Annotated in this window: 23 protein-coding genes; 11 read left to right on the top strand and 12 right to left on the bottom strand. The window is 62.6% G+C overall.

What is annotated here, in order from left to right:
* Window positions 1–22: 22 nt before the first annotated feature.
* The 6 genes from ABIC17_RS19925 to ABIC17_RS19900 are packed head-to-tail and all read right to left on the bottom strand — an operon-like array spanning window position 23 to window position 5,254.
* Entirely contained in the window at window positions 23–769 is a 747-nt protein-coding gene (locus ABIC17_RS19925; RefSeq protein ID WP_268795171.1) for a PepSY domain-containing protein, read from the bottom strand.
* Window positions 766–1,977: a copper resistance protein B gene (locus ABIC17_RS19920; RefSeq protein WP_055763326.1), complete on the bottom strand. Its 1,212-nt coding sequence runs from the start codon at window positions 1,975–1,977 to the stop codon at window positions 766–768. Before ABIC17_RS19920 ends, ABIC17_RS19925 begins: the two co-directional genes overlap by 4 nt.
* Window positions 1,974–3,911 (bottom strand): copper resistance system multicopper oxidase, encoded by a 1,938-nt coding sequence (locus ABIC17_RS19915; protein ID WP_056405756.1) that lies wholly within the window; start codon window positions 3,909–3,911, stop codon window positions 1,974–1,976. The genes ABIC17_RS19920 and ABIC17_RS19915 overlap by 4 nt, the downstream gene beginning before the upstream one ends.
* 43 nt (window positions 3,912–3,954) lie before the next feature.
* Entirely contained in the window at window positions 3,955–4,548 is a 594-nt protein-coding gene (locus tag ABIC17_RS19910) for an RNA polymerase sigma factor (protein ID WP_055763333.1), read from the bottom strand.
* Window positions 4,545–4,985, bottom strand: coding sequence for a periplasmic heavy metal sensor (locus ABIC17_RS19905; RefSeq protein ID WP_055763336.1), 441 nt, complete (start codon window positions 4,983–4,985; stop codon window positions 4,545–4,547). Before ABIC17_RS19905 ends, ABIC17_RS19910 begins: the two co-directional genes overlap by 4 nt.
* Window positions 4,982–5,254 carry a hypothetical protein gene (locus ABIC17_RS19900; RefSeq protein WP_354284887.1) on the bottom strand — a complete coding sequence of 91 codons (273 nt, stop codon included), beginning with the start codon at window positions 5,252–5,254 and terminating at the stop codon, window positions 4,982–4,984. The genes ABIC17_RS19905 and ABIC17_RS19900 overlap by 4 nt, the downstream gene beginning before the upstream one ends.
* A 122-nt stretch (window positions 5,255–5,376) precedes the next feature.
* Here ABIC17_RS19900 and copC point away from each other — a divergent pair, with 122 nt between their 5' ends.
* From copC to ABIC17_RS19880, 4 genes are all read left to right on the top strand, one after another.
* Complete coding sequence (gene copC / locus ABIC17_RS19895) at window positions 5,377–5,748, top strand: copper homeostasis periplasmic binding protein CopC (RefSeq protein WP_055763339.1); 372 nt, start codon at window positions 5,377–5,379, stop codon at window positions 5,746–5,748.
* Window position 5,749: 1 nt separating this feature from the next.
* A complete protein-coding gene (gene copD, locus ABIC17_RS19890) occupies window positions 5,750–6,679 on the top strand; it encodes a copper homeostasis membrane protein CopD (protein WP_055763342.1) in 930 nt (309 codons plus the stop codon).
* Between the two features lie 318 nt (window positions 6,680–6,997).
* A complete protein-coding gene (locus ABIC17_RS19885) occupies window positions 6,998–9,280 on the top strand; it encodes a heavy metal translocating P-type ATPase (protein ID WP_200909707.1) in 2,283 nt (760 codons plus the stop codon).
* Window positions 9,277–9,660 (top strand): MerR family DNA-binding protein, encoded by a 384-nt coding sequence (locus tag ABIC17_RS19880; RefSeq protein WP_055763348.1) that lies wholly within the window; start codon window positions 9,277–9,279, stop codon window positions 9,658–9,660. The genes ABIC17_RS19885 and ABIC17_RS19880 overlap by 4 nt, the downstream gene beginning before the upstream one ends.
* 221 nt (window positions 9,661–9,881) lie before the next feature.
* Here ABIC17_RS19880 and ABIC17_RS19875 read toward each other — a convergent pair whose 3' ends face one another.
* The 4 genes from ABIC17_RS19875 to ABIC17_RS19860 form a co-directional block, all read right to left on the bottom strand.
* Window positions 9,882–10,454 (bottom strand): PIN domain-containing protein, encoded by a 573-nt coding sequence (locus ABIC17_RS19875; RefSeq protein ID WP_056677692.1) that lies wholly within the window; start codon window positions 10,452–10,454, stop codon window positions 9,882–9,884.
* Window positions 10,454–10,936, bottom strand: a complete 483-nt coding sequence (locus ABIC17_RS19870) for a helix-turn-helix domain-containing protein (RefSeq protein ID WP_056677689.1) — start codon at window positions 10,934–10,936, stop codon at window positions 10,454–10,456. Before ABIC17_RS19870 ends, ABIC17_RS19875 begins: the two co-directional genes overlap by 1 nt.
* Before the next feature lie 608 nt (window positions 10,937–11,544).
* The gene (locus tag ABIC17_RS19865) at window positions 11,545–12,108 is read right to left on the bottom strand and encodes a recombinase family protein (RefSeq protein WP_056677686.1); all 564 of its coding nucleotides are present in this window, start codon (window positions 12,106–12,108) and stop codon (window positions 11,545–11,547) included.
* A 146-nt stretch (window positions 12,109–12,254) separates the two neighbouring features.
* Window positions 12,255–12,725 (bottom strand): hypothetical protein, encoded by a 471-nt coding sequence (locus ABIC17_RS19860; protein WP_031392881.1) that lies wholly within the window; start codon window positions 12,723–12,725, stop codon window positions 12,255–12,257.
* A gap of 201 nt (window positions 12,726–12,926) precedes the next feature.
* Between ABIC17_RS19860 and parA the strand changes: the two genes are divergently transcribed.
* The 3 genes from parA to ABIC17_RS19845 all read left to right on the top strand — a co-directional run bounded on the left by parA (window position 12,927) and on the right by ABIC17_RS19845 (window position 15,473).
* The gene (parA, locus tag ABIC17_RS19855) at window positions 12,927–13,604 is read left to right on the top strand and encodes a ParA family partition ATPase (RefSeq protein ID WP_031392882.1); all 678 of its coding nucleotides are present in this window, start codon (window positions 12,927–12,929) and stop codon (window positions 13,602–13,604) included.
* A gap of 1 nt (window position 13,605) precedes the next feature.
* On the top strand, window positions 13,606–13,875 hold the full coding sequence (locus ABIC17_RS19850; protein ID WP_031392883.1) for a ribbon-helix-helix domain-containing protein: 270 nt from the start codon (window positions 13,606–13,608) through the stop codon (window positions 13,873–13,875).
* Between the two features lie 248 nt (window positions 13,876–14,123).
* A complete protein-coding gene (locus ABIC17_RS19845) occupies window positions 14,124–15,473 on the top strand; it encodes an IS1182 family transposase (protein ID WP_236701726.1) in 1,350 nt (449 codons plus the stop codon).
* A gap of 350 nt (window positions 15,474–15,823) precedes the next feature.
* Here ABIC17_RS19845 and ABIC17_RS19840 read toward each other — a convergent pair whose 3' ends face one another.
* Both ABIC17_RS19840 and copM read right to left on the bottom strand, forming a co-directional pair.
* Window positions 15,824–17,242 carry a YncE family protein gene (locus ABIC17_RS19840; protein WP_056677682.1) on the bottom strand — a complete coding sequence of 473 codons (1,419 nt, stop codon included), beginning with the start codon at window positions 17,240–17,242 and terminating at the stop codon, window positions 15,824–15,826.
* A complete protein-coding gene (gene copM, locus ABIC17_RS19835; protein ID WP_031392885.1) occupies window positions 17,239–17,619 on the bottom strand; it encodes a CopM family metallochaperone in 381 nt (126 codons plus the stop codon). Before copM ends, ABIC17_RS19840 begins: the two co-directional genes overlap by 4 nt.
* A 261-nt stretch (window positions 17,620–17,880) precedes the next feature.
* Between copM and ABIC17_RS19830 the strand changes: the two genes are divergently transcribed.
* From ABIC17_RS19830 to ABIC17_RS19815, 4 genes are all read left to right on the top strand, one after another.
* The gene (locus ABIC17_RS19830) at window positions 17,881–19,050 is read left to right on the top strand and encodes a beta-propeller fold lactonase family protein (RefSeq protein ID WP_051916164.1); all 1,170 of its coding nucleotides are present in this window, start codon (window positions 17,881–17,883) and stop codon (window positions 19,048–19,050) included.
* Window positions 19,051–19,096: 46 nt separating this feature from the next.
* Complete coding sequence (locus tag ABIC17_RS19825; protein ID WP_031392887.1) at window positions 19,097–20,080, top strand: malate dehydrogenase; 984 nt, start codon at window positions 19,097–19,099, stop codon at window positions 20,078–20,080.
* Window positions 20,081–20,168: 88 nt separating this feature from the next.
* On the top strand, window positions 20,169–21,041 hold the full coding sequence (locus tag ABIC17_RS19820; RefSeq protein ID WP_031392888.1) for a LysR family transcriptional regulator: 873 nt from the start codon (window positions 20,169–20,171) through the stop codon (window positions 21,039–21,041).
* A complete protein-coding gene (locus ABIC17_RS19815) occupies window positions 21,038–22,189 on the top strand; it encodes a TDT family transporter (RefSeq protein WP_031392889.1) in 1,152 nt (383 codons plus the stop codon). The genes ABIC17_RS19820 and ABIC17_RS19815 overlap by 4 nt, the downstream gene beginning before the upstream one ends.

Raw genomic sequence — 22,189 nt, 5'->3', positions numbered from 1 at the left:
GGTATCCCCCACCTAGAGAGAGTTACGCGGCAACGTCGTGCACCCCTTGGACTTTTCTTTGCCTGCGGCGCGGCCAGCGCATGTAGAGCAGCACCACGCCTGCCACCGCAAGGGCTAGCCCCCCAGCTGCAAATGCCATCATCCAAGGGGTGTTGAAGTTCTCATGGTTTTTCCAGTCCATGATGTGGAGGCCCCAGAAAAAATCATAGAGCCGCCACGTACCCGTTCGGACACCGACAATCCTACCGTTCTCCGGTGACACGAACACGCGCGTCGTCTCGGCGTCCTCGAACTCCACACGCCAGACCGGCAGTTTGCCACGAAACTCCGTGCTCGCTGTTCGAGCAAACATGACGGACGCAACAGGGACACCGGGGCCGCGATATGCCGCGCGTGCAACTCGTAGCGCAAAGGGCGCATCGATACGCTGCATCGGCAAACCGGTCCGGGCGTCGTGCATCCGGACCGTGCCGTTAGCCATCGTCAACTCGGCGACGGGTTGTCCGAACAAGGTCGTGTAGCGCAGTTCGCGCACCGGGCCGGGGGCAGCGCCCAACACCGATGCCGGGGAAGCAAACTCCTGAGCCGGATCGATCGTCGCCGTGTTCTCGCGTGCAACGAGGTGTTCTCCTCGTACCCGCTCGATCGGCAGGATGCTCATCAACAAGCCGCTGGAGAACCAGAGCAGTAGCTGCACCCCGATAATCAGTGCCAGCCAGCGATGAAGCTTGCTGGCACCGACATGAAGGCGGAGCCTGCCGCTCCTCAGAACCAGGTCCTCACGCCGGCAACGAAGCTGAAGCCGCCCGTGTCATCACCGCGTGCTCTCGTGAAGCGTGCCGTGTCGCCGAATTGCCTTTCCCACGACACGCCGATGTAGGGCGCAAACTCACGCGACTTTTCGTAGCGCAGCCTGAGCCCGAGTTCGAGGTCCGTAAGCCCCGATCCGATGCCGTCCTGGCGCACGTCTTGGGCTGCAAAGTTGGCTTCCACGCGAGGCTGAAGGACGAAGAATTGTGTCACTCGCTCGTCGTACCATGCCTCGGCTCGGCCAAGCACGTCGCCCTTGTCAGAAAGGAACAGTGCCCCCTCGACGTCGAACCAATAGGGCGCAAGCCCCTCGATCCCGACCGTCGCGTAGGTGCGAGAAGGGTTCGGCTTGAAGTCGTAGCGGACGCCCGCCTGAAGGTTCCAATAGGGATCGAGCGCACGGCTGTAGAGCGCCTGCACCTCGGCCGCTTCGAGCGGTTTGCCAAATGTGCCCTCGCCTTCGCTCTTCAGGGTGAGACGGTTGATGTCTCCCCCGATCCAAGCCTCGCCATCCCATCGATAGCCGTCCCCGCCTTTGCGCGCCTGATACTCGGCAAGGTTGAAGAGCACTTGGTAGTAGGTCATTCCGCCATGCTCGCGGCGCAGGTCGCGGTTGGCATCGCTCATGGCTGCCTCGCCGTAATAGCGAGACGCTGCCAGCACCGGAGATGGTGCAGGCGCGGGCGCATTGCCCGGCTTCAGGTCTGTACCGACAGGCACGGTCGCCATTCCCGGCATTGAAGACATGTCATGCTGCGTTGGCTGGCCGGGTGCCATATCCATGCCGGGCATCGCCGACATATCATGGCCGGTGTGCTCGCCTGTTGCGGTAGCCGGAGCAGGGTTCATGCCTGACATTTGGGACATGTCGTGGCCGGCGTGCGGATCGGCCGCGTTCGCACCGCTCATGTCCATGCCGGGCATCGTGTGTTCGGCATGTGGATCGGCTGCAGGCTTGGAGGGACGCTTTGCCGGGACCTTCCTAGTCGCTGCCTTCTTGGCAGGGGCCCGCTTTGTGGCCGGTCTCGATCTAGCGGTCGGTTTTTTCGCCGGCATTTTCATGCCCGGCATGCTCATGCCCGGCATCATTGAATGGTCCATCGTCTGCGCCGTGGCAGGTGCCGTGGCGACCAGCGCGCCGATCCCGGCGAGAAGCAGCGCCTTCATGCCGCCTCTCCCTTCGCCGAACGGACCTGGACGACCTGCATCATGCCCGCGTGCATGTGGTAGAGCATGTGGCAGTGGAATGCCCAATCGCCCTCGTTGGCGGTCACGTCCCAACTGACCTTGCCCCCCGGTTGGACCATGACGGTATGCTTTCTCGGGCTGTACGCGCCGTGCCCCGTCACCAATTCGAAGAAGTGGCCGTGCAAGTGGATCGGGTGGCCCATCATCGTGTCGTTGACCAGCGTGACGCGGACGCGCTCGCCAGCAAGAAATGGGATCGGTGCCTTCACCTCGGACAGCTTTTCACCGTCGAGCGCCCACATGTAGCGTTCCATGTTGCCGGTAAGGTGGATCTGCACCTCGCGCGACGGCGCGCGCAGATCGGGATTGCGATCGACCGCGACCAGATCGCGGTAATTCAGCACACGATGCCCGACATTCTCCAGACCCTGACCGGGGTCGCCGGTACGATCCATCGGCATCGGCGAGATGGTCTGGACACCCGGCCCCTTCTTCACGCCCGGCGCTTTCGAAAAGTCGCGCATGTTCATGTCCATGCCCGCCATGCCGCCCATTGCCATACCACCTGCGGCGTCGGGCGCACCTGCCATGCCTGGCATCGTAGCACCCGACTGCATCGCGCCGTGATCCATCCCGGCCATTCCGCCCGCGCCGGCACCGGCAGCACCGTGGTCCATCTGCGCGTGGTCCATCGCAGCGGCGGGCTTTTCAGCCGTGGCCATTGATCCGTGATCCATTCCAGGCATGCCACTATGGTCCATGCCCTGCATCGAACCGCCGCCCGACATATCCATGTTCATGTCCATCCCCATGTCCTTCATGGTGGCGACAGGGCGCTTGCGAAGTGGAGGGACTTCAGCGGCCATGCCTTCGCGGGGGCTTAGCGTTGCGCGCGCCATGCCGGACCTGTCCACGCTCTCACCGACCAGCGTGTAGGCGCGCTCGTCCGATGGAGTGACGATCACGTCGTAGGTCTCGGCCACGCCGATCTGGAACTCGTCGACCTCAACGGGACGGACGTTGAGGCCGTCCGCCTGGACAACGCTCAGCTTCAACCCCGGAATCCGGACGTTGAAGGTCGTCATCGCGGACGCATTGATGACACGCAGCCGCACCCGCTCGCCCGGCCTGAACAGCCCCGTCCAATTGTCCTGCGGCCCATGCCCGTTGACGAGATAGGTGTAGTTTGAACCCGTCACGTCGGCGACGTCGGTCGGGTCCATCCGCATCTTGCCCCAATCGAGGCGATCCTTGAGCGGCTGGTCCTCGCCCTTGAGCAGGCCGGCGAGCGTCTGCTGCTGCCGGTTGAAATAGCCCGACTGCTTCTTGAGCTTCATGAAGATGCGATGCGGGTGGAGCTGGCTGTGGTCGGACAGCACGATAACGTGCTCGCGATCCGACTGGATCGGGTCAACGCCCTTGGGGTCGATCACGATGGGGCCGTAGAGCCCCATCTGCTCCTGCAACCCGGAATGGCTGTGATACCAATAGGTGCCGGCCTGCACGATCGGGAACTCGTAGGTGAAGGTCGTGCGCTTATCGATGCCGGGGAAGGCAACGCCCGGCACGCCGTCCATCTGGAACGGCACGATCAGGCCGTGCCAGTGCAACGAGGTCTGCTCATCAAGACCGTTCTCGACATGCAGCCGCACGGTCTGACCTTCCCGCAGCCGGATCAGCGGTGCGGGCACAGTGCCGTTAATGCCGATGGCGTGGCTCTGCCGTCCGTCGATCATCATCATCTGGTGCGCGACCCGGAGCCGGATTTCATCACCCGATACAGTAGGCAGCGGCTTCACAATACCAGCGGAAACAGGCTGCGCCCATGCCGGCATATATGCCGACAGCGCAACACCGCCTCCTGCAAGAGTGGCACCGCGCAGCAATTGGCGGCGGTCTAGAACGCGCGACATGGTAGCTCCTTGGGATTGAGCCGCTGCCGGCCCGTCTCACCTCTTACGCGTCCCGTGCGCCTACCCCTTGGTTCTCTTTCAAATTTTCGGCGAGGCGCGCGCGAGCCCGATATAGCCTGGTTTCGACCGCCTTCTGGCTGATCCCCAATACATCGGCCGTTTCCGCCTGGCTCAAACCCTCGATCGTGCGGAGCACCAACGGTTCTTTGAGATTCATCGGCAAGGTCGCGATGGCGCGCGTCACTTTGGCAAGTTCCTGCCGATCGGCTGCTGCGTCATCGATTGCTACCTGATCGTCCGCGATCGTCTCGGCCTGTTCGTCGAGCGGTGCGGCAAAGGAGAAAAACCGACGGACCGCGCGCTTCCTTGCCCAATCCCGGCATTTGTTGACGGCGATCGTAGAAAGCCATGCTTTCATCGCCCGCTGTGTATCGTAGCGCGGCATCGCCTGATGCGCCGCGACAAACGTCTCTTGAACCAAATCGAGCGCTTCGTCGGCCTCGCCGACAAAGGCGCGCGCGAGCCGGAATATAGGCTGACGATAGCGACGCATGATTTCGGAGAATGCCGCTTGTCGGCCAGCGATGCTGAGCGTCGCCAGTTCGCCGTCGGACAGGGTGGTCCAATCGAGGCTCACCCCTGGTCGTCGGTGAGCGCCTTCACCACCGCAGCATCGAATTGGGGGGTCTGATCCGGGCGCAAAAGCTGCCGCATGGCGAAGATATGCGCCAACGTTGCCTTCTGTAACTCGCCCATCGCCGCATGACTCTGATCGACCGCGGCGGTCACCTTGGGGCCGTTGCCATGCTCGGTCTCAATGGCCTCGGCTAGCCGTGCATTGTCCGCGCGCATTTCCAATTCCAGCGCGTGGCGTTGCACCGCGAACCGGTCCTCTAGGCTTTTCAGCCGGGCCTGCTGATTGCCATCAAGCGCCAGCTTATGGTGCAGGACCTCGTGCAAGGCGGTGCCCGGTTGCTTAGGCTGGGGCAGCAACACGCGCGCAAGAAATACGCCTGCGATAGCCGCGAGGAAGGCCAGTACAACGCAGACGATAAGCCGCTTGGTCGATGTCATGGCTCACCAATCAGCAAGACCGATGGCGCCAGTGGTGATGCGCCCCCGAGCGGCGAAAGCGACACCGCAGGGCTGGCGGTCGCCGGAAGTTCCGCGCCAACCATGCCGATCGCGAGCGCTGCGACCATCACGCCCCCGACGCCCAATTCGGTCAACCGTGCGACGGGCTGCGCACCGATGCGTGCGAACACCTGCGCTTCGATCCCGTCCAGCGATGCCGGCACGGGTGCGCCCGCGAGCCTCGCCAATGTTCTGTCTAGATCGTCCATGCTGTCCACTCCGCGCCTCTACCACTTGTTACGCAGCGATGCCCATCACCCCTCGACTTCCGTCATGAGGGGCGAGCGGCCGGGCCGCGTAGAACAGGCACGAACCTGATCGGAGTATTCCCATGCGTCGCGTCTTCCTTCCTACCGCTGTCGTCCTTCTCGGCCTTGCCGGAGCCGCCCAGGCCCATCCCAAACTCGTATCCGCATCCCCGGCACCGAATGCGATGGTCGCGAAGCCCGCCAATGTCACACTGCGCTTCAGCGAGAAGCTGATGCCCAAGTTTTCCGGTGCGGATCTGATGATGACCGGGCATGGCGGCATGACGCACGCACCAATGAAAGTCGTCGGGACCGCAACTGTCGGCTCGGACGGTCGCACCCTCGTCGTCACGCCCAAGTCGCCGCTCGGCGCGGGTAGCTATAAGCTTGCCTGGCATGTGGTCTCGACCGACACACACCGCATCACCGGAAACTACGCCTTCACGGTGAAGTAAGGTGGAAGCCGACTGGCCGCTGATCGCGGTTCGCTTCGCGCTTTACGTGACGCTGAGCGGGCTGTTCGGCCTCTCGGCATTCGGCCTCTACGGGTTGAAGGTCGGTGAGCGCGGCAACGCGCTTGCCTTCCGCCCTTGGCTGTTCGGGACCGGGCTTCTCGCCCTGCTATTCTCCGGCATAGCGGTCGCGCTGCTCGCAGCCGCGATGGCAGGTGCACCTCCGTGGCCGATCGATCGGGAAGCAGTCGGAATGCTGCTCTCTGACTCCGCAACGGGCACGGCATGGAAAGTACGCATGATCGCGCTCTTGGTGGCGTCTATCGCTGCCCTAATAGCGGCGCGGCGCACGATGCCGCTTGGCTTGGTCGCCATCTTTTCCGGCGTCGCTCTCGCAACGCTCGCCTGGACGGGGCACGGGGCGATGGACGAAGGCGCGACCGGGTGGGTGCATCTGGCGGCCGATATCCTCCATCTCCTGAGCGCTGGTGCGTGGGTGGGAGCGCTGCTCGGGCTTGGGCTGCTGGTGACACGACCAGCGCGGCGCACCGATGCCGCCCACCTCGCACTGACCTATCGAGCGCTGCACGGGTTCGGTCTGACCGGCACGATTGTCGTCGGTACGATCGTCATCACCGGCCTCATCAACGCTTGGCTGTTGGTTGGCCTTGGCAATCTCCCGACCCTCGGCACGACGGTCTACGGCAGGCTCTTGATCGCCAAGCTTGTGCTGTTGGGTGGGATGCTCGGACTCGCTTCGCTTAACCGCTTCCGCTTTACACCGGCATTCGAACGATCGGTGTCAGCAGGCGATTATAAAGGCGCGCTGCGAACCTTGCGAACAAGTCTTGCAGTCGAGGCTTCGTGCGTGGTCGCGATCCTCGTGCTGGTAGGTTGGCTCGGCACGCTCGAACCCCCTGCGTCGGCCATGTAGCTATTGGTTTGAGGGCAATCGAGCTTTGCGACGTAATTTAATTAGGTGCCGTGAGTCGTTGGAAGGGGGGCTTGACCCTGACACGGTGTCAGACCCTACATGCTCTCGGGTTGAAGGAGTTTTTCTATGAACGACCCTGATTTCCACGCCCATTTGGCCGGGGGCTGCGGGTGCTCGAACAAGCAAGCTGATAAAGCTGCTGCGATCGAGCGCGAGGCGGGCGCGTCCTGCTGCTCGTCCTCCAAATCTCCGGCTGTTCCACAAGCTGCCAAGGAAGGATGCTGCTCAGGGAAAGCGGGCGGAGAACCTTCTGCCACAGTGACCGACCCGGTATGCGGCATGACCGTTGATCTGGCAAAAACAGCGCACCATGCCGAGCATGCCGGGCACGAGTATCATTTCTGTAGTGCAGGGTGTCGAACCAAGTTCGTCGCTGACCCTGATGCCTACCTTGGGGCCAAGCCAAAGCCCGAGCCGGTGGCAACCCCGGGAGCGATGTGGACGTGCCCCATGCACCCTGAGATTCGTCGGGAAGGGCCGGGAACGTGCCCCATTTGCGGCATGGCCCTCGAACCGGAAGAGCCGTCGCTCGATGACGGTCCCAATCCAGAACTAGTCGATTTCACCCGGCGTTTGTGGGTAGCAGGAGCGCTCACCGTTCCGCTGCTCATTGTTTCGATGTTCGCCGAGATGTTTGGGCTCCATGTTGTTAGCCCTACCGCTTCGCCTTGGGTCCAACTCGCACTCACTGCGCCAATTGTGCTGTGGGCGGGATGGCCGTTTTTCGAGCGGGGGTGGATGTCGCTTCGCACCCGCCATCTGAATATGTTCACGCTGATCGCGATCGGCGTCGGTGCGGCATTCCTCTACAGCCTGGTCGCAACACTCGCGCCCAGCATCTTCCCTGCGACGTTCCGGATGCACGGGGGCATGGTCCCAGTCTATTACGAAGCTGCCGGCGTCGTCGTGACACTGGTGTTGCTCGGACAGGTTCTCGAATTGCGCGCCAGAGCGGCGACTGGCCGCGCGATACGCGCCCTCATGGACCTCGCTCCCAAGACAGCGCGACGGTTGCGGTCTGACGGGTCAGAGGAAGAAGTCAGCCTTGCCGACGTGGCAACCGGAGATCGGTTGCGGGTCCGCCCCGGCGATGCGATCCCGGTCGATGGCGTGGTGGTCGAGGGTCGCTCCTCGGTCGATGAATCCATGCTCACCGGCGAGCCGGCCCCCGTCCTCAAGGAAGTCGATGCCGCAGTCACGGGGGGGACGGTGAACGGCACGGGCAGCCTCGTTATGGAAGCCGGCGCGGTCGGTTCGGACACGATGCTGGCGCGCATCGTCCGCATGGTCGCGGAAGCGCAGCGCAGCCGTGCCCCGATCCAGGCGGTCGCCGACCGGGTATCGGGCTGGTTCGTACCTTTGGTCGTGCTGATCTCGGTCGCGACCTTCGTGGTGTGGTCGCTGGTCGGTCCCGAGCCACGCATGGGTCACGCCCTTCTTAATGCGATCGCCGTGCTGGTGATCGCCTGCCCGTGCGCGCTCGGGCTCGCGACCCCTATGTCGATTATGGTTGGCACCGGCCGCGGCGCGCAGGCCGGCGTGCTCGTCAAGAATGCCGAAAGCCTACAGGCACTCGATAAGGTCGATACGCTGGTCATCGACAAGACGGGCACGCTAACGGAAGGCAAGCCGTCGCTGGTCGCGATCGAGGCAACCGGCACCGTTGGAGAGAACGACATGCTCGCGCTCGCTGCGGCTGTCGAAGGACAGTCCGAACACCCGCTAGCCCACGCGATCGTCGTCGCCGCCAAGGAACGCGGATTGCAACTCGCCACGGTCGCAGACTTCGCTTCGCAGACCGGCATGGGTGTCAGTGCCACGGTTGGCGGCCGATCGGTGGTGATCGGCAATGCCGCACAAATGAGCCGGGTCGGTGCCGATCCCCAGTCACTCGACGCTTCGGCCGATCGCCATCGGAGCGAGGGAGCCGGCGTCATCCTGATCGCGATCGACGGCGCACTCGCGGGCTTGCTCGCGGTTGCTGACCCGGTGCGCCCTTCGGCGCGCGACGCCATCGCGGCTCTTCGCAAGGAAGGTCTGCGCGTTATCATGCTGACGGGCGACAATCGCGGGACGGCCGATGCGGTTGCGCGCGCCGTGGGCGGCCTGGACGATGTACGCGCCGATCTGCGACCGGAAGATAAGGCGCGGATCATCGGCGAATTGAAAGCTGATGGTGCCAAGGTTGCAATGGCCGGCGACGGTATCAACGACGCCCCGGCGCTGGCCGCTGCCGACGTTGGGCTCGCGATGGGGACGGGAACCGACGTAGCGATAGAAAGCGCGGGCATGACGCTCACACGCGGCGATCTTTCGGCGATCGTGCGCGCGCGCAAGCTCGCCCGTGCGACGATGCGGAACATTCGGCAGAACCTGTTCTTCTCATTCCTGTTCAACGGGGTCGGCGTGCCCGTCGCGGCCGGCGTGCTCTACCCCGTTGCCGGCATCCTTCTGTCACCAATGCTGGCTGGCGCTGCGATGGCCCTCTCTTCCTTCACCGTCGTGCTCAACGCGCTGCGTCTGAACACGGTGAAACTATGAACATCGGGGCGGCGTCGGAGGCCAGCGGCGTCTCGCAACGCATGATCCGCCACTACGAGAAGATCGACCTTGTGCCCGCACCGCTCCGGCGCGGGAGCTACCGGGATTATTCGGAAGTGGACATTCATCGGCTGCGGTTCATCGCCAACGCGCGAGACCTTGGGTTTCCAATCGAGGAGATCCGCACGCTACTCGGCTTGTGGTCGGATCGGGATCGGTCGAGCGCCGAAGTTAAGGCGCTGGCGAAAGCGCGCGCTGCCGAGCTGGGCCGCAAGGCGCGCGCGTTGAAAGCTATGCAATTGGCGCTGATCGACTTGGTTGAGCGCTGTCACGGCGATGATCGCCCGGAGTGCCCAATTATCGAAAGCCTCGCTGAATAATCCGATCGAGCGCGGCGCTTAGCGTGCCGCGCTCTACCGCCTGTGGGCGTTCGCAAGCGGTTCTAGTGTTCTCCCTTCTCGTGTGAAAACGGCTTTTGGGAAAGATCTATCGTTCCCAAAAGACCATCGTTTTCGAGGAAGCTTTGTGTCAAAACCGAACGGTTCTGACGCTTGAGATAGGTCAGCGCCTTTCAAGCGCTTGCTGGTGTCAGAACCCTCATTTAAAATAGCTCGGCGAGGGGTTGCAGTCGGTGGCTCGCTTGGACCAAGCCGCTTTTCCGAAAGCGGTCGAGGTAATCTTCGGCGGTTACAGCGGGATTGCGAAACTGACGGCGCTGGCTACCGATCGCGGTCAGAGCCTTGGCCGTATCAAGATCGATGACATTGACGATGAAGTCGTCGGGATGCTTCACCTCGATACCGTGGCGGGCGGCCACTTCGACCGGAAAATCCTTGAGGTTGTAAGTGACGATCGCATCGGCTCTGCCGTGAATCGCTGCTGCAAGAACATGGACGTCCTTGGGATCAGGCAGCGTCAGGGCAGGCATCAGCGATTCATAGCTTTCCACCAGCGCCTCCCCGAAGCTGTCCATGTAGGCCCGCTGGCGTTGGAAATGGTCAGTTGGCAAATCAGGAAACCGCCGCCTCAGGCTTTCCTCCCACTCGGCCAGGATCGCCTCGCTCCAGAGCGGCCGGAACAGCCGGTTGGCGGCGAACCACAAAAGCGCACCCCGCACGATGGAGGGGTGCATGACGTTGGCATCAAGCAGGACGGTGTAGCGGCCGACCAGCATCAGGGACGATCGAGGGGTGCGTGATCATCGAAGAGGCCAGCTTCCTGATCCAGGTCCGCCATCCCCTGCAAGGCCTCATGCCGGGCCGCATCCATGCGGCTGCGGTAGGTCAGCACGTCGCGCCCGAGCAGCTTACGATGCGTGCCGACCATCCGGAACGGCAGGTCACCGCGTTCTAAGAGCTTGATGAGGTGTGGACGCGACATGTTGAGCAGATCGGCCGCCTGGCTGGTTGTAAGTTCTGCCTGTACTGGCACAACAGTGACGGCATGACCGTTGCCGATCTCAACCAGCATCTTGACGATACTGTTGAACACACCAGAAGGCAGGCTGATAACGTCCTCGCCTGCCCCTTCTACAGTCAGGTGAATAGGGCGGCTGGAATCTACCCTCGACAGTGCACGCGCGGCGTTACCGGCCGCCTCGATCTCGTGTGCAGTAGGCTCGTAGGCCTCGTCGATATTGAAGGCCACGGCGGCCATGTTTCGTCTCCCAGAGCGGAAGCCATCTAGTGATTGCGACTTGTAAACGCAATAAGTGAAACGAGTGTCAACGGGAGGACGTTCCACTGCGGTGATCGTCGAGCATGCTGAGGGGGGTTGGTGTGATCCAGTCGCCTCCCAGCTTGGGGTATGGGCCGTAGAACAGATCACCCAACGCACGCCGATAGTGCGCGTTCATCCAGCGACGGCGTCGATGCTCCGGTCCATCGTGGAGCATGTGGCAGCGCTGGCAGAGCGCTGCGAGCTGGTGAAGCGCACTGTCGCTCGGATCATGATTGAGGTGCGCACAGGCCAGGACCACCGGTGTCCACCGGCCTTGTAGCAGAATGTTCTCCGTAGGCCGTTGCACACGCCGGCCCCGGCCATTGCGCCAGCATTGCCGGTTCCGATCCCACCACCGTCCGTCGCCCAGGTGGAAGACCTTCTGCCTGTGGGGGCGTCCACAATGCTCGCAGTGTCCCCCCGCCCGCACGAAGCGTATCTGGTGCGAGAGCTGCGCCCAGTCGATCGGATACAGGAACACGTGCTCGGGGCGGATAGGCATCAGGCCCTCCCTGCCGAAACGTCAGGTTGCTCAGCCCACCGCATCATGGAGCCACCGTCGCTGCGGTCAGCGCCCGGTAGAGTGTGGCATGATGGCATTTGAGCAGCTTGGCGGCTTCGCGCACCGATGTGCCTTCGCCTATCAATCGTTCGCCGAGCGCGACCTGATCGGGGGTGAGCTTGGGCGGACGGCCGAAGCGCACCCCTCTTGCCTTGGCTGCTACCCGTCCGCTGCCGGTGCGCTGGTGGATCAGCTCGCGCTCGAACTCGGCGATGCCGGCGAACACGGTCAGCACCATGCGGCCCGCAGGCGAGGTCGTATCCGCCCAGGGCTCGGCCAGCGAACGCAGACCGGCGCCGACCTCCTTCAGTCTCTCGGCAATATCGAGCAGGTCGCGGGTCGAGCGTGCCAACCGATCAAGCCGCGTCACCACCACCGTGTCTTCGTCACGCAGTTGCTCGATCATCTTGGCAAGCTGAGGCCGGTCACGCTTTGCGCCAGAGATTTTTTCTTCGAACGTCCGCTTGCATCCGGCCTCTTTCAACGCGGCGCGTTGCAGCCGGAGATCCTGGTCATCGGTGGACACACGGGCGTAGCCAATCAACATGTCGCATAACTGTATCGAAATGTGAGTATTATGCAACAGACTTTTGCGACAACGCTAAATGAGACAAAACAGTTTTCAGGAACGCTGTCGCAAAACTTAGAACATTTGCGACAGTCGACAGTTGCTATCCTGCGGCCCTCACAGCCTCATTCTTCAAGCCTGCCTGTGCGAGCCTCCTTCTTCGACTTGTCCCATTCCTTCTTGATGAGCCGTTGGGCTGCTTTCTCGACCGTATCCGCCTTTTTGAGCCAATCGGGCTTTGGAGTATGCCGCGCACTCACTAGCTCCTCGACTGCGCGGAAGAGCGCGCGATCCAGGGCATGTTTGTCCTCAGTCCCTACGTCGCGGCAGGCCGGGTTTAGGCGGAGTACGATACCAGCGCGCGCGGCATGTACCTTTCGCCAATTCACCGGCTTGGCAGGGCTAACTGCACCACGCCGCACCTCGGCCGTTAACTCTACAACCAGCCCTCGCATTGCTTCTCGCCATACCGCGCGCTCGCTGGTGACGATCTGGACGAAGATGGCCTTGTCTGCGTTCTCCTTCCCGGCCTGCGCGCCAAAACGCGCGCCAAGGTAGGCAAGCACGCCCGCAAAGGCAGTTCCGAAGCCTTGCACCCACGTCCAGCCGCCTGATCCTGACCCCCCTGATATTCCTGTCACGTATGCTCCCTTATGCCGCGAACCTCGGGTGCAGCTTACGACCACCCAACCACGCTGCTACAGGCCACGAAGGCTATCAGTTCACAAGTGAGATTGTTATCTTGCTCACTTGTGTGCTATCCATCATGTTCACACGCGAACACGTGCAGGGGCTACATGAAGACCATATCTATCATCAGCCAGAAGGGCGGAGCGGGTAAGACCACGCTTGCCATCCACCTTGCCGGTGCCGCCACCAGTGCGGGCCTCTCCGCGCTGATCCTCGACGCGGACCCGCAAGCGACCGCTAGCCAATGGAACCACTGGCGAGGCGGCGCGGACCCTGAGGTCGTAGATTGTGCCTCCCCCACCCTCCTTCCGCGCAAGGTGCAGCAAGCAGCCGATCTAGGCGCGGACCTAGTCATTATCGATACGCCCCCACACGCGGACATCATGGCGCGCGAGGCGTGCAAGGCTGCGGACCTGATCCTTATTCCTTGTCGTCCCCAAGCGTTCGACTTGTCAGCCGTTGAAACGACGGCCGAGCTGGTGAAGGCAGCAGGCAAGCCGGCCTTCGTGCTCTTCATGGGCGGTCCTCAGCGCGCGCCAACTACTTACAGAGACGCGCGGGAGCTGATTGAGGGCAGCGAAGGCGTTGAGGGTATGGGTGTGCCGGTCGCGCCCGTCATGCTCACGATGCGCGCGATCTATCACCACAGCACGGCGCAAGGGAAAACCGCGATAGAGGCGGAGCCTGACGGTAAGGCGGCGGAGGAGATCGCCGCGCTATGGACGTGGACAAGCGAACGTGTGAACTTGCCCACAAGTAAGCAGGGCAGAAAGAAGCGAGGCTGACATGAGCAAATTTGGCGCCATGAGGCAGCAGCGTGCAGAACGCGCGAAGGTGGAGCCGAGCGTCTCGACCCCAGCCATTGAGGGCTCGGCGTCGGTGCGATCGGCGGCGCGGCAGGGCAAGAAGGCTGTCAGCGCATACTTTAGTCCGGAAGTTAGCCGAGGCTTAAATGTGCTGGCGGCCGAGAACGGAACTACCCTTCAGGCCTTGATGGGCGAGGCAATCGACCTTCTCATGCGCCAGTACGGCAAGCACCCGTTCGGGGAGCGGTGACGCGCAGCTTTGAAGAGGGGGCTGCACATAGAACGGACCCAGATGTACGCTAACGCGATCGGGTGTCAGCAAACCCCCAGATTCGGGTTTCCGTACAGCTGACCAAAGCGACAGGGTTTGTCGCACACTCTGCCATCCTGTTGGCACCACGACCCAAGGCCGGAGCGCACCCTGTCCGAAAGCATGTCAGACTGTCCGAAAACTGCGTGATGGATTCCCGTCAGGTTTCGTATCCGGTATGATCGGGCATGGGCTACATCGAACGTCAATCGCGCGATCAAATGCTGCTGCTGCCAGCCTCGGTCGATGACTATGTGGCGGCAGACAACGCGGTGCGTTTCATCGCGGCCTTCGTCGACGATCTGGATCTGGGGGAACTTGGCTTTGACCGCTTTCGGCCAAAGGCGACGGGCCGACCCGGCTACGATCCCGCGGATCTGCTGAAGCTTTACCTCTATGGCTATCTCAATAGGGTCCGCTCAAGCCGATGCCTGGCGGCGGAAGCCGGGCGCAATCTCGAAGTGATCTGGCTGCTGGGCGGCCTGCGTCCCGACTTTCGCACGATCGCGGATTTTCGGCGCGTGAACCGGCCAGCATTCAAGCCGCTGTTTCGCGCCTTCGTGCTGCTGTGCCGCAAGCTCGATCTGTTCGGGCGGGAACTGGTTGCCGTGGACGGCACGCGCCTCAAGGCGGTGAACAGCCGCAAGCGCAACTTCACGCAGCAAAAGCTGGCCGGATGGATCAAGCTGGCCGACGAGCGGATCGAAGAGTATTTGGGACGGCTTGATCGGGCCGACCGCGCGGAAATCGAGGCGCAAGGCGCGGCGCGCCGTGCGGCCACGCTCGAGGCGAAGCTCGCGCGGGTGCGAACACGGCGTGAGCTGCACCAGGCGATGCTCACCGAACTTGTCGCCAGCGGTGAGAGCCAGCTGTCACTTACCGACCCTGATGCCCGGGGGATGGCGATGCACCCCAAGGTCGGGGTGGGCTACAACGCACAGGTCGCGGTCGATGCCCGATACAAGCTGATCGTCGAGCAGAACGTCACCAATTCGGGCAGCGACCTTGGATTCCTGGCCCAGACAGCCGGTGCCGCGCGTGAGGTGCTGGGCGTCGAACGTATCGATGCAGTCGCTGACAAGGGCTACTACAAGGGCGAGGACATCGCTGCCTGCGAGGATATCGGCGTCGTGCCCTATGTCGCGCGGCCGCAGCGCGGCTCGGCGGTTGCAAGCGGCTATTTCAACAGAACCGAGTTTCGCTACGACCCGGAGGCCGACTGTTACGTCTGCCCGAGTGGTGATCGCCTTGATCCTTATACCCGCACCCGCAAGGACGAGCATATCGCCATCCGCTATACCAATATGCGGGCCTGCCAAACCTGCTCCCTAAAGCCGCAATGCACTTCGGGCTCCCGGCGAACTATTGATCGCTGGGAAAACGAGGCTGTGCTTGAACGCATGGCCGAACGACTTGTCGCGAGGCCCGATATTCTCGACAAGCGACGCGAGACGGTCGAGCACCCGTTTGGATCAATCAAACAGTGGATGAACCAGGGTGCGTTCCTCATGCGCGGGCTCGCCAACGTCAACGCCTAGTTTAGCCTGACGGCGCTCGCCTACAACCTGCGGCGAGCCATCAACATCCTCGGCATTCCCGCCCTGCTCCGCGCCGTGCAGGCCTGAAAAGGCCGGACATCCATTTCTCAAGAGAATATCGCGCTGACGATGCCCAATGTGAGGGATTTGCCCGCCGACGAGCGATCCAATCCAGAAATTCTGCCTCGAGCGCCCTCCAGGGCAGCGCGCGCCTAACGGCATGGCCATCCCGGAGTTCTCGGACGGTCTGGTGTGTTTTCCGACAGTCTCAAAACGCTGCGGCAGCCTATACCAGCGTCATGACCAAGATACCGGATACGGACAAGAGATCGCAGGTTTCACCGGAATCCTCATTTTTGCACCTGAACGACGGCGCCCGGCATCATCGGGTCGCCCGGAGCAATGACGAGGTAACGGCGCATGTCGCCTTTTGCGTCGCTGACGATCTGGCGGAGCGGTCCGAGCGTGTTGACTATCGCGCCGCCCGCCGGATTGGTCATGAACTTCGCCAGAGGCTGGATCACGCCGCTGCCATCAGCGCGGGAGGATAGCCCAAGGACATAGGGCATCTTTGGACTGAGGCCCGCAACCGCCGCCTGCAAAATCTGGACTTGGCCCTGATCGAACAGCGTCACCTGGCTGCGCCCAGTCCCGGATAGAGTCAGCTGGATCTTCATGCCGGCCTGGGCGAGCGGCACCAGGTTTGCACGGCCATCGCCTACCGGCACCGCGCCGGGAACGTAGGCCACGCCTTGGGGCCCCTGACCGATCGGAATCGTCGCGATAACGGTGTTGCTGGCGGTATCGATCGCCGCGACTGCGTCGGCGTTCTCCAGCCCGACATACATCCGCGTACCGTCGCCCGACGGCCAAAGGCCGTGCGGGAGCGCGCCGACCGGGATGTTCGCGACCTGCGCGAAGTCGGTGGTGCGGAACACCTTGACGACGTTCTCGGTGCCGACCGTCACATAGGCGAACTGGCCAGCCTTGGTGCGGGCGATGTTGACGTGGTTGGTGATCGCGCCTGTGTCGAACGTCTTGAGCACTGCGAAGGGTGGCTTGGCGTCGAACACCATGACCTTGCCGACGTCTTTCAGCGTCAACCAGACCTGCTTGCCGTCGGGCGTCGCGGCGATGTCGGGGCAGAACGGGCTCGCCTGCTTGACGCGACCGACGATCTTCTTCGAGGCGGTGTCGATCACAACGGTCTCGGGAGAAAAGCTCGAACAGACGTAACCGTATTTCCCGTTCGGCGAGAAGATCGTCATGCCGGGGCCATTAGGAACGGGGATGCGCGTAGTCGGCGCGAAGGTCTTGCCGTCGAGCACCTGGATATAATCCTCGCCGCGCACCGCGACCCAGACTTCGCGACCGTCGGGGCGGAAGAACGCTTCGTGCGGCGATCGGCCCACATAGGTCGTATGCTTCACGGCATTGGTCGCAGTGTCGATGAACGTCACCGAGTTCGAGCCGATCGAGATCGCCGCCAGCGTCTTGCGATCAGGCGAGAAGCCCATGCCGTGGACGAGCAGCTGTCCCTTGTAGAGCGGGCTGAGGTTCGCGGGGGTCTGGTCGCCGAGTTTTATCATGCCGAGCAGCGTGTTGGTCGACGGATCGATCACCGACACGGTGTTGGAGAACTGGTCCGAGGTGTAGAACCGGTCCTGCGCGCTGACGGGGACGTCGGGGGTCGCGTTCGGCACTTGCTGGGCAAACGCAGGGCCCGAGAAACACAAGGCGGCGCAGGCGGTTAGGGTGAAACGCTTCATGGACGGTCTCCGTGATGGGGGTGACCGGTCGCGGTCGGTTCGGTGTGAGGCAGCAACGCGCCGCCTTCGGATAGGATGCCCTGCATCACCGCGATTTCCTGACGCTGTTCGACGATGATTCCCTGGGCGAGCCGGCGCAGGCGTTCATCCTTGCCGAACCGCAGTTCGACTTCGGCCATGTCGATCGCACCCTGATGATGCGGGATCATCATTCTTGCGAAGTCGCGATCGGGATCGCTTGAATAACCGGTCATCATCGCGCCGTGCATCCGCGCCATCGCCGCATCCATTGCGGACGCGAAACCGTCCGTTTGCGCTAACGCACCCGTTGATACGGACACGGCTATCGCCGTTAGCAAGGCCGTGCGAGATTTCATCGTCATGCCTTTAGTATTCCCATTTATGACACGCGAGCGATGAATGCCGAGCGTGACAGCGTAAATGATCGCAGCTCAGCCATCGATCCAACGCATAAGCATGGTTGTTCTGATCATCTAAAAAGAACGGTAGACAATCTATGATCGCGTTTTCGTATTGAAACCATCGTTACCATGCGTTGGACGCAGGGGAGATATCGGTCGATCTAGCGGCATCGGACTGGCACGATCACCCGCCGGATCCGCGATAAGGATCAAACGATGAAAGCTGCGATCGTTCTGGTTGCCGCGATGTTGGCCTCCGTAGCCCCAGTCCCGGCGATCGCTCAGGCCTATTGGGCTGCACCTGCGGCGGACGACTTTCCCTGCGATATCAAGGCGGTTCAGGCACCGTGGTCGAAGGCTGATATCGACCTTAGTCATCATGACCGGATCTATGTGTCTGACCCGACATCGACAAAGATCGTTGTCATCGATCCTGCAGCGGGCAACGAACTGGGACGCATCGACCTCACCAAAAGCGCGATAGCTGAGCCCAGCTTTTCCAGCCCCAAAGTCCAGCACCTGGCTGCAACGCGTGACGGGCGGACCCTGGCGGTATCGGCATTAGCGCAGCACAGTGTGACGCTCGTAGATCTGGCCACGAACACGGAACGAGGCCGGACCGTGTTCCAGACGTCGCCTACCGCCGTCGCGTTTACGCCCAATGGGCACGAACTCTGGGTTTCGCTCGGCGATGAACATGCCATCGCGGTCGTGGATCCTAAGACCGCGCGGGAGATCACCCGCGTACCAGCAAGTGGCGGAGCGGGCGCGACCATCCTGTCGCCAAACGGACGCTATGCCTTTGTATCGCTTACTGAAAGGCCGTCCATCCTGGTTGTCGACGTCGAGCATCGGCGCGTCGTCGGACACGTTGCCAGCAACGGTGCAGGTGAGGGAGCAATCGCGGTCTCGCCAGATGGCAAACAGATTTGGGCAACACGCCGCGAGAGCGGCACGACCACGGTTTTTGCTGCCAAACCGCCGTTTGCGGTACGCGAAGTGATAAACACTGGTCCAGCAACGGGCGCGGTCAACTTCGCCCAGCGCGCGGACGATTCCTTTGCCTATGTCAGCATTGGCGGCGATCAACCTGCAATCAAGGTCTATAGAACCGACAGCCTGGAGGCTGTGGCAACCGTCCCGCTACAAGCGGCTCCAAGTGCGGTTTGGCCGTCGGGCGATGGTACGAGAATCTATGCCAGCCTGGCCGGAACCAACAAGGTCGCTGGGATCGACACGCTGACGTACACCACCGTGTCGACAATCCCTATCAGTACGGATGCGCAAAGCCTGATCTACGTTCCTGGTGCCGTGCGATCAGGAAAAGGTCTCGCCAATCTGGTGCCATCCGGGCGCGATGCGGCGCTTGCCGTGGCGGCGCGTTGATCGGTCTTACACCGTCTGTAATTTCCCAAGGAAAGCCCTTTCTGAAATGACCAAGCCCCCCGTCAGGATCGCGATCAGCGGTGCCGCAGGACAAATTTGCTATTCGCTGCTCTTCCGGGTTGCGCAGGGTGACGTGTTCGGACCGGACCAGCCCGTTATCCTTCAACTGCTCGACGTGCCGCAGGCTATGGACGCCGTACGCGGCGTGGTCATGGAACTGGAGGATTGCGCGTTCCCGCTACTGGCAGGTGTGATCATTACTGATGATCCGATGGTGGCTTTCAAGGACATCGATGCGGCCATGCTGGTTGGGTCTCGTCCCCGCTCAAAGGGCATGGAGCGCCGTGATTTGCTCGCTGCCAACGCAGCGATCTTCAAGACGCAGGGCGCAGCATTGGACGCAGTGGCCAAACGTGACGCCAAGATCCTGGTCGTCGGCAATCCCGCCAACACAAATGCCTGGATTCTTGCGCAAAGCGCACCGGGTTTTCCTGCCGAAAACATCACGTCGATGATCCGCCTCGATCACAACCGCGCGCAGGGACAGCTTGCGGCCAAGGCGGGTGTAGGTGTCGATGCGATTACAAAGCTCGTCGTCTGGGGAAACCATTCGCCGACGATGTTTGCCGACTGGGGGAATGCCGAACTCGATGGCCAAAAGCTTGCCGACCGTATCGGAAACGAGGCCTGGTACCGCGAAACCCTGATCCCCACCGTTGCGCAGCGCGGAACCGCGATCATCGAAGCACGGGGTGCGTCCTCGGCCGCGTCGGCCGCAAATGCAGCGATCGACCATCTGCGCGACTGGGTGCACGGCGCAGGCGATAATTGGGTGTCGATGGGCGTGGTGTCAGATGGCTCCTACGGTATCCCGCAAGGACTGGTGTGCGGCGTGCCGGTGCACTGCATGAGCGGTGGGTATGCGCGTATCGAAGGCCTGACCCTCGATCCGTTCCAGCGATCGATGCTCGATCGCACGATTGCCGAACTGGTCGATGAACGTGAGGCGGTTATCGACATTCTGAAATGAACGATCGGTATATCTGATTGGAATGACTGTAATCTTTGGTTGGTGCGATTGATCTCCTTTCCCTATCATTGGGGCAAGGAGATCGGGCATGACCCTCGAACAACTCAGGATTTTCGTCGGTGTCGCAGAGCGCGAGCACATGACGCGCGCTGCCGAAGCGCTCAATGTGACGCAGTCAGCCGCAAGCGCTGCCATCGCCGCGCTAGAAGCTCGGCACGGCGTGCCGCTGTTCCACCGGGTCGGCCGCGGGATCGAACTGTCCGAAGCGGGCCGCATGTTTCTGGTCGACGCGCGCGCAGTGCTTGGCCGTGCCGCCAGCGCGGAACTTGCACTGGCCGAATATGCAGGACTGGAGCGCGGCACACTGCGGCTGGTCGCAAGCCAGACGATCGCAGGCTATTGGCTGCCCCGCCAGCTGGCGGCGTTCCATGCGCGCTACCCCGCGATCTCAATCGAACTGGCGATCGACAACACCGAGGGGGCCGCGGCGCGCGTGCTCGACGGTGCGGTCGAGCTCGGCTTCGTCGAGGGTGTGATCGACGAGCCCGCGCTCGCGCATTGGACGGTCGCGAACGACCGCATGGTGCTGGTAAGCGATCGCGCAGCCGACACGATCGACGAGGACTGGATCCGCGCCGCGCGCTGGATCGTCCGCGAACAGGGATCGGGCACGCGCTCGTCGTTCGAGGAGGTGTTGCGCCAGCGCGGCGTCGATCCGTCGGACCTCACCACCGCGCTGACCCTGCCGTCGAACGAGGCGGTACGTAGCGCGGTCGAGGCTGGCGCAGGCGTCGCGGTCCTGTCGCAGCATGTCGTCGCACCTGCAATCGCGGCCGGAACGTTGCACGATCTGCCGCTCGGTCTGCCGCGGCGTCCGTTCTACGCGCTGCGGCACAAAGAGCGCTATCGTACCCGGGCGGCCGATGCGCTGACCGATCTCATCAAGGAGACTGGCAAGTGACCGCCGATCTGAAACCCGTTCTTGATGGCCTGAAGCCGCTCAGCCGGCTCGACTCACCGCGCGAGATGATCCGGCAGTTCACGCCCAACTGGTTCGCCGCGACCATGGGCACCGGTATCCTGGCGCTGGCCTTACCGCAGGTGCCGGGCGTCGGCACGTCGCTGCACCCGGTCGGCGAGGCATTGTGGTATTTCAACATCGCGCTCTTCACGCTGTTCGCCGGGCTCTACACCGCGCGCTGGACGATGTTCGGGCACGAGGCGCGGCGGATCTTCGGGCACAACACCGTATCGATGTTCATCGGTACGATCCCGATGGGCCTCGCGACGATCATCAACGGGTTCCTGGCGTTCGGCCTGCCGCGGTTCGGCGCCGGCGTGATCCCGATCGCCGAGACATTGTGGTGGATCGACGTCGCGATGTCGCTCGCCTGCGGTGTAGCGATCCCCTACCTCATGTTTACCCGGCACGAACATTCGCTCGACGGCATGACCGCGGTGTGGCTCCTGCCAGTGGTCGCGGCCGAGGTCGCAGGCGCGAGCGGAGGCCTGCTCGCACCGCATCTGGCGGACGCCCATCATCAGTTCGTGGTGCTGGCGACCTCCTATGTCCTGTGGGCCTATTCGGTGCCGGTCGCGTTCGGCATTCTCGCGATCCTGATCCTGCGGATGGCTCTCCACAAGCTGCCGCACGAGAGCATGGCCGCCTCGAGCTGGCTCGCGCTCGGTCCGATCGGCACCGGTGCGCTCGGGATGCTGGTGCTCGGTAGCGACGCGCCCGCGATCCTCGCCGCCAACGGCCTCGGCCAGATCGGCGCGGTAGCGCAGGGGATCGGCACGATCGCCGGGCTGTTGCTCTGGGGCTTCGGCCTGTGGTGGCTGGCGCTCGCGACGCTGATCACGATCCGCTACTGGCGCGCGGGTATCCCGTTCAACCTTGGCTGGTGGGGCTACACCTTCCCGCTCGGCGTCTACACTGTCGCCACCTTCAAGCTCGGCACGACGCTCCAGCTCGGCTTTTTCGGGATCGTCGGCACCATCCTCACCATCGCGCTCGCAGCGATGTGGCTGCTGGTCGGCGCCAAGACGGTCGCAGGCGGCTGGCGCGGAAACCTGTTCGTGTCGCCCTGCATCGCCCAAGCCAATTGA

This window comes from Sphingomonas sp. PvP056 (genome assembly GCF_040549155.1).
GTDB lineage: Bacteria > Pseudomonadota > Alphaproteobacteria > Sphingomonadales > Sphingomonadaceae > Sphingomonas.
Note: the sequence above shows the minus strand (reverse complement) of the source record. Positions and strands in the feature narration are given on the sequence as shown.

Bases quoted from the DNA above. Each gene is read 5' to 3' on its own strand.
- ABIC17_RS19865 (WP_056677686.1), bottom strand. From the start codon at position 12,108: ATGTTGATTGGCTACGCCCGTGTGTCCACCGATGACCAGGATCTCCGG.
- ABIC17_RS19825 (WP_031392887.1), top strand. From the start codon at position 19,097: ATGACCAAGCCCCCCGTCAGGATCGCGATCAGCGGTGCCGCAGGACAA.
- ABIC17_RS19850 (WP_031392883.1), top strand. From the start codon at position 13,606: ATGAGCAAATTTGGCGCCATGAGGCAGCAGCGTGCAGAACGCGCGAAG.
- ABIC17_RS19840 (WP_056677682.1), bottom strand. From the start codon at position 17,242: ATGAAGCGTTTCACCCTAACCGCCTGCGCCGCCTTGTGTTTCTCGGGC.
- parA (WP_031392882.1), top strand. From the start codon at position 12,927: ATGAAGACCATATCTATCATCAGCCAGAAGGGCGGAGCGGGTAAGACC.
- ABIC17_RS19915 (WP_056405756.1), bottom strand. From the start codon at position 3,911: ATGTCGCGCGTTCTAGACCGCCGCCAATTGCTGCGCGGTGCCACTCTT.
- ABIC17_RS19875 (WP_056677692.1), bottom strand. From the start codon at position 10,454: ATGCTGGTCGGCCGCTACACCGTCCTGCTTGATGCCAACGTCATGCAC.
- copM (WP_031392885.1), bottom strand. From the start codon at position 17,619: ATGAAATCTCGCACGGCCTTGCTAACGGCGATAGCCGTGTCCGTATCA.
- ABIC17_RS19820 (WP_031392888.1), top strand. From the start codon at position 20,169: ATGACCCTCGAACAACTCAGGATTTTCGTCGGTGTCGCAGAGCGCGAG.
- ABIC17_RS19880 (WP_055763348.1), top strand. From the start codon at position 9,277: ATGAACATCGGGGCGGCGTCGGAGGCCAGCGGCGTCTCGCAACGCATG.
- copC (WP_055763339.1), top strand. From the start codon at position 5,377: ATGCGTCGCGTCTTCCTTCCTACCGCTGTCGTCCTTCTCGGCCTTGCC.
- ABIC17_RS19905 (WP_055763336.1), bottom strand. From the start codon at position 4,985: ATGACATCGACCAAGCGGCTTATCGTCTGCGTTGTACTGGCCTTCCTC.
- ABIC17_RS19830 (WP_051916164.1), top strand. From the start codon at position 17,881: ATGAAAGCTGCGATCGTTCTGGTTGCCGCGATGTTGGCCTCCGTAGCC.
- ABIC17_RS19870 (WP_056677689.1), bottom strand. From the start codon at position 10,936: ATGGCCGCCGTGGCCTTCAATATCGACGAGGCCTACGAGCCTACTGCA.
- ABIC17_RS19900 (WP_354284887.1), bottom strand. From the start codon at position 5,254: ATGGACGATCTAGACAGAACATTGGCGAGGCTCGCGGGCGCACCCGTG.
- ABIC17_RS19920 (WP_055763326.1), bottom strand. From the start codon at position 1,977: ATGAAGGCGCTGCTTCTCGCCGGGATCGGCGCGCTGGTCGCCACGGCA.
- ABIC17_RS19845 (WP_236701726.1), top strand. From the start codon at position 14,124: ATGGGCTACATCGAACGTCAATCGCGCGATCAAATGCTGCTGCTGCCA.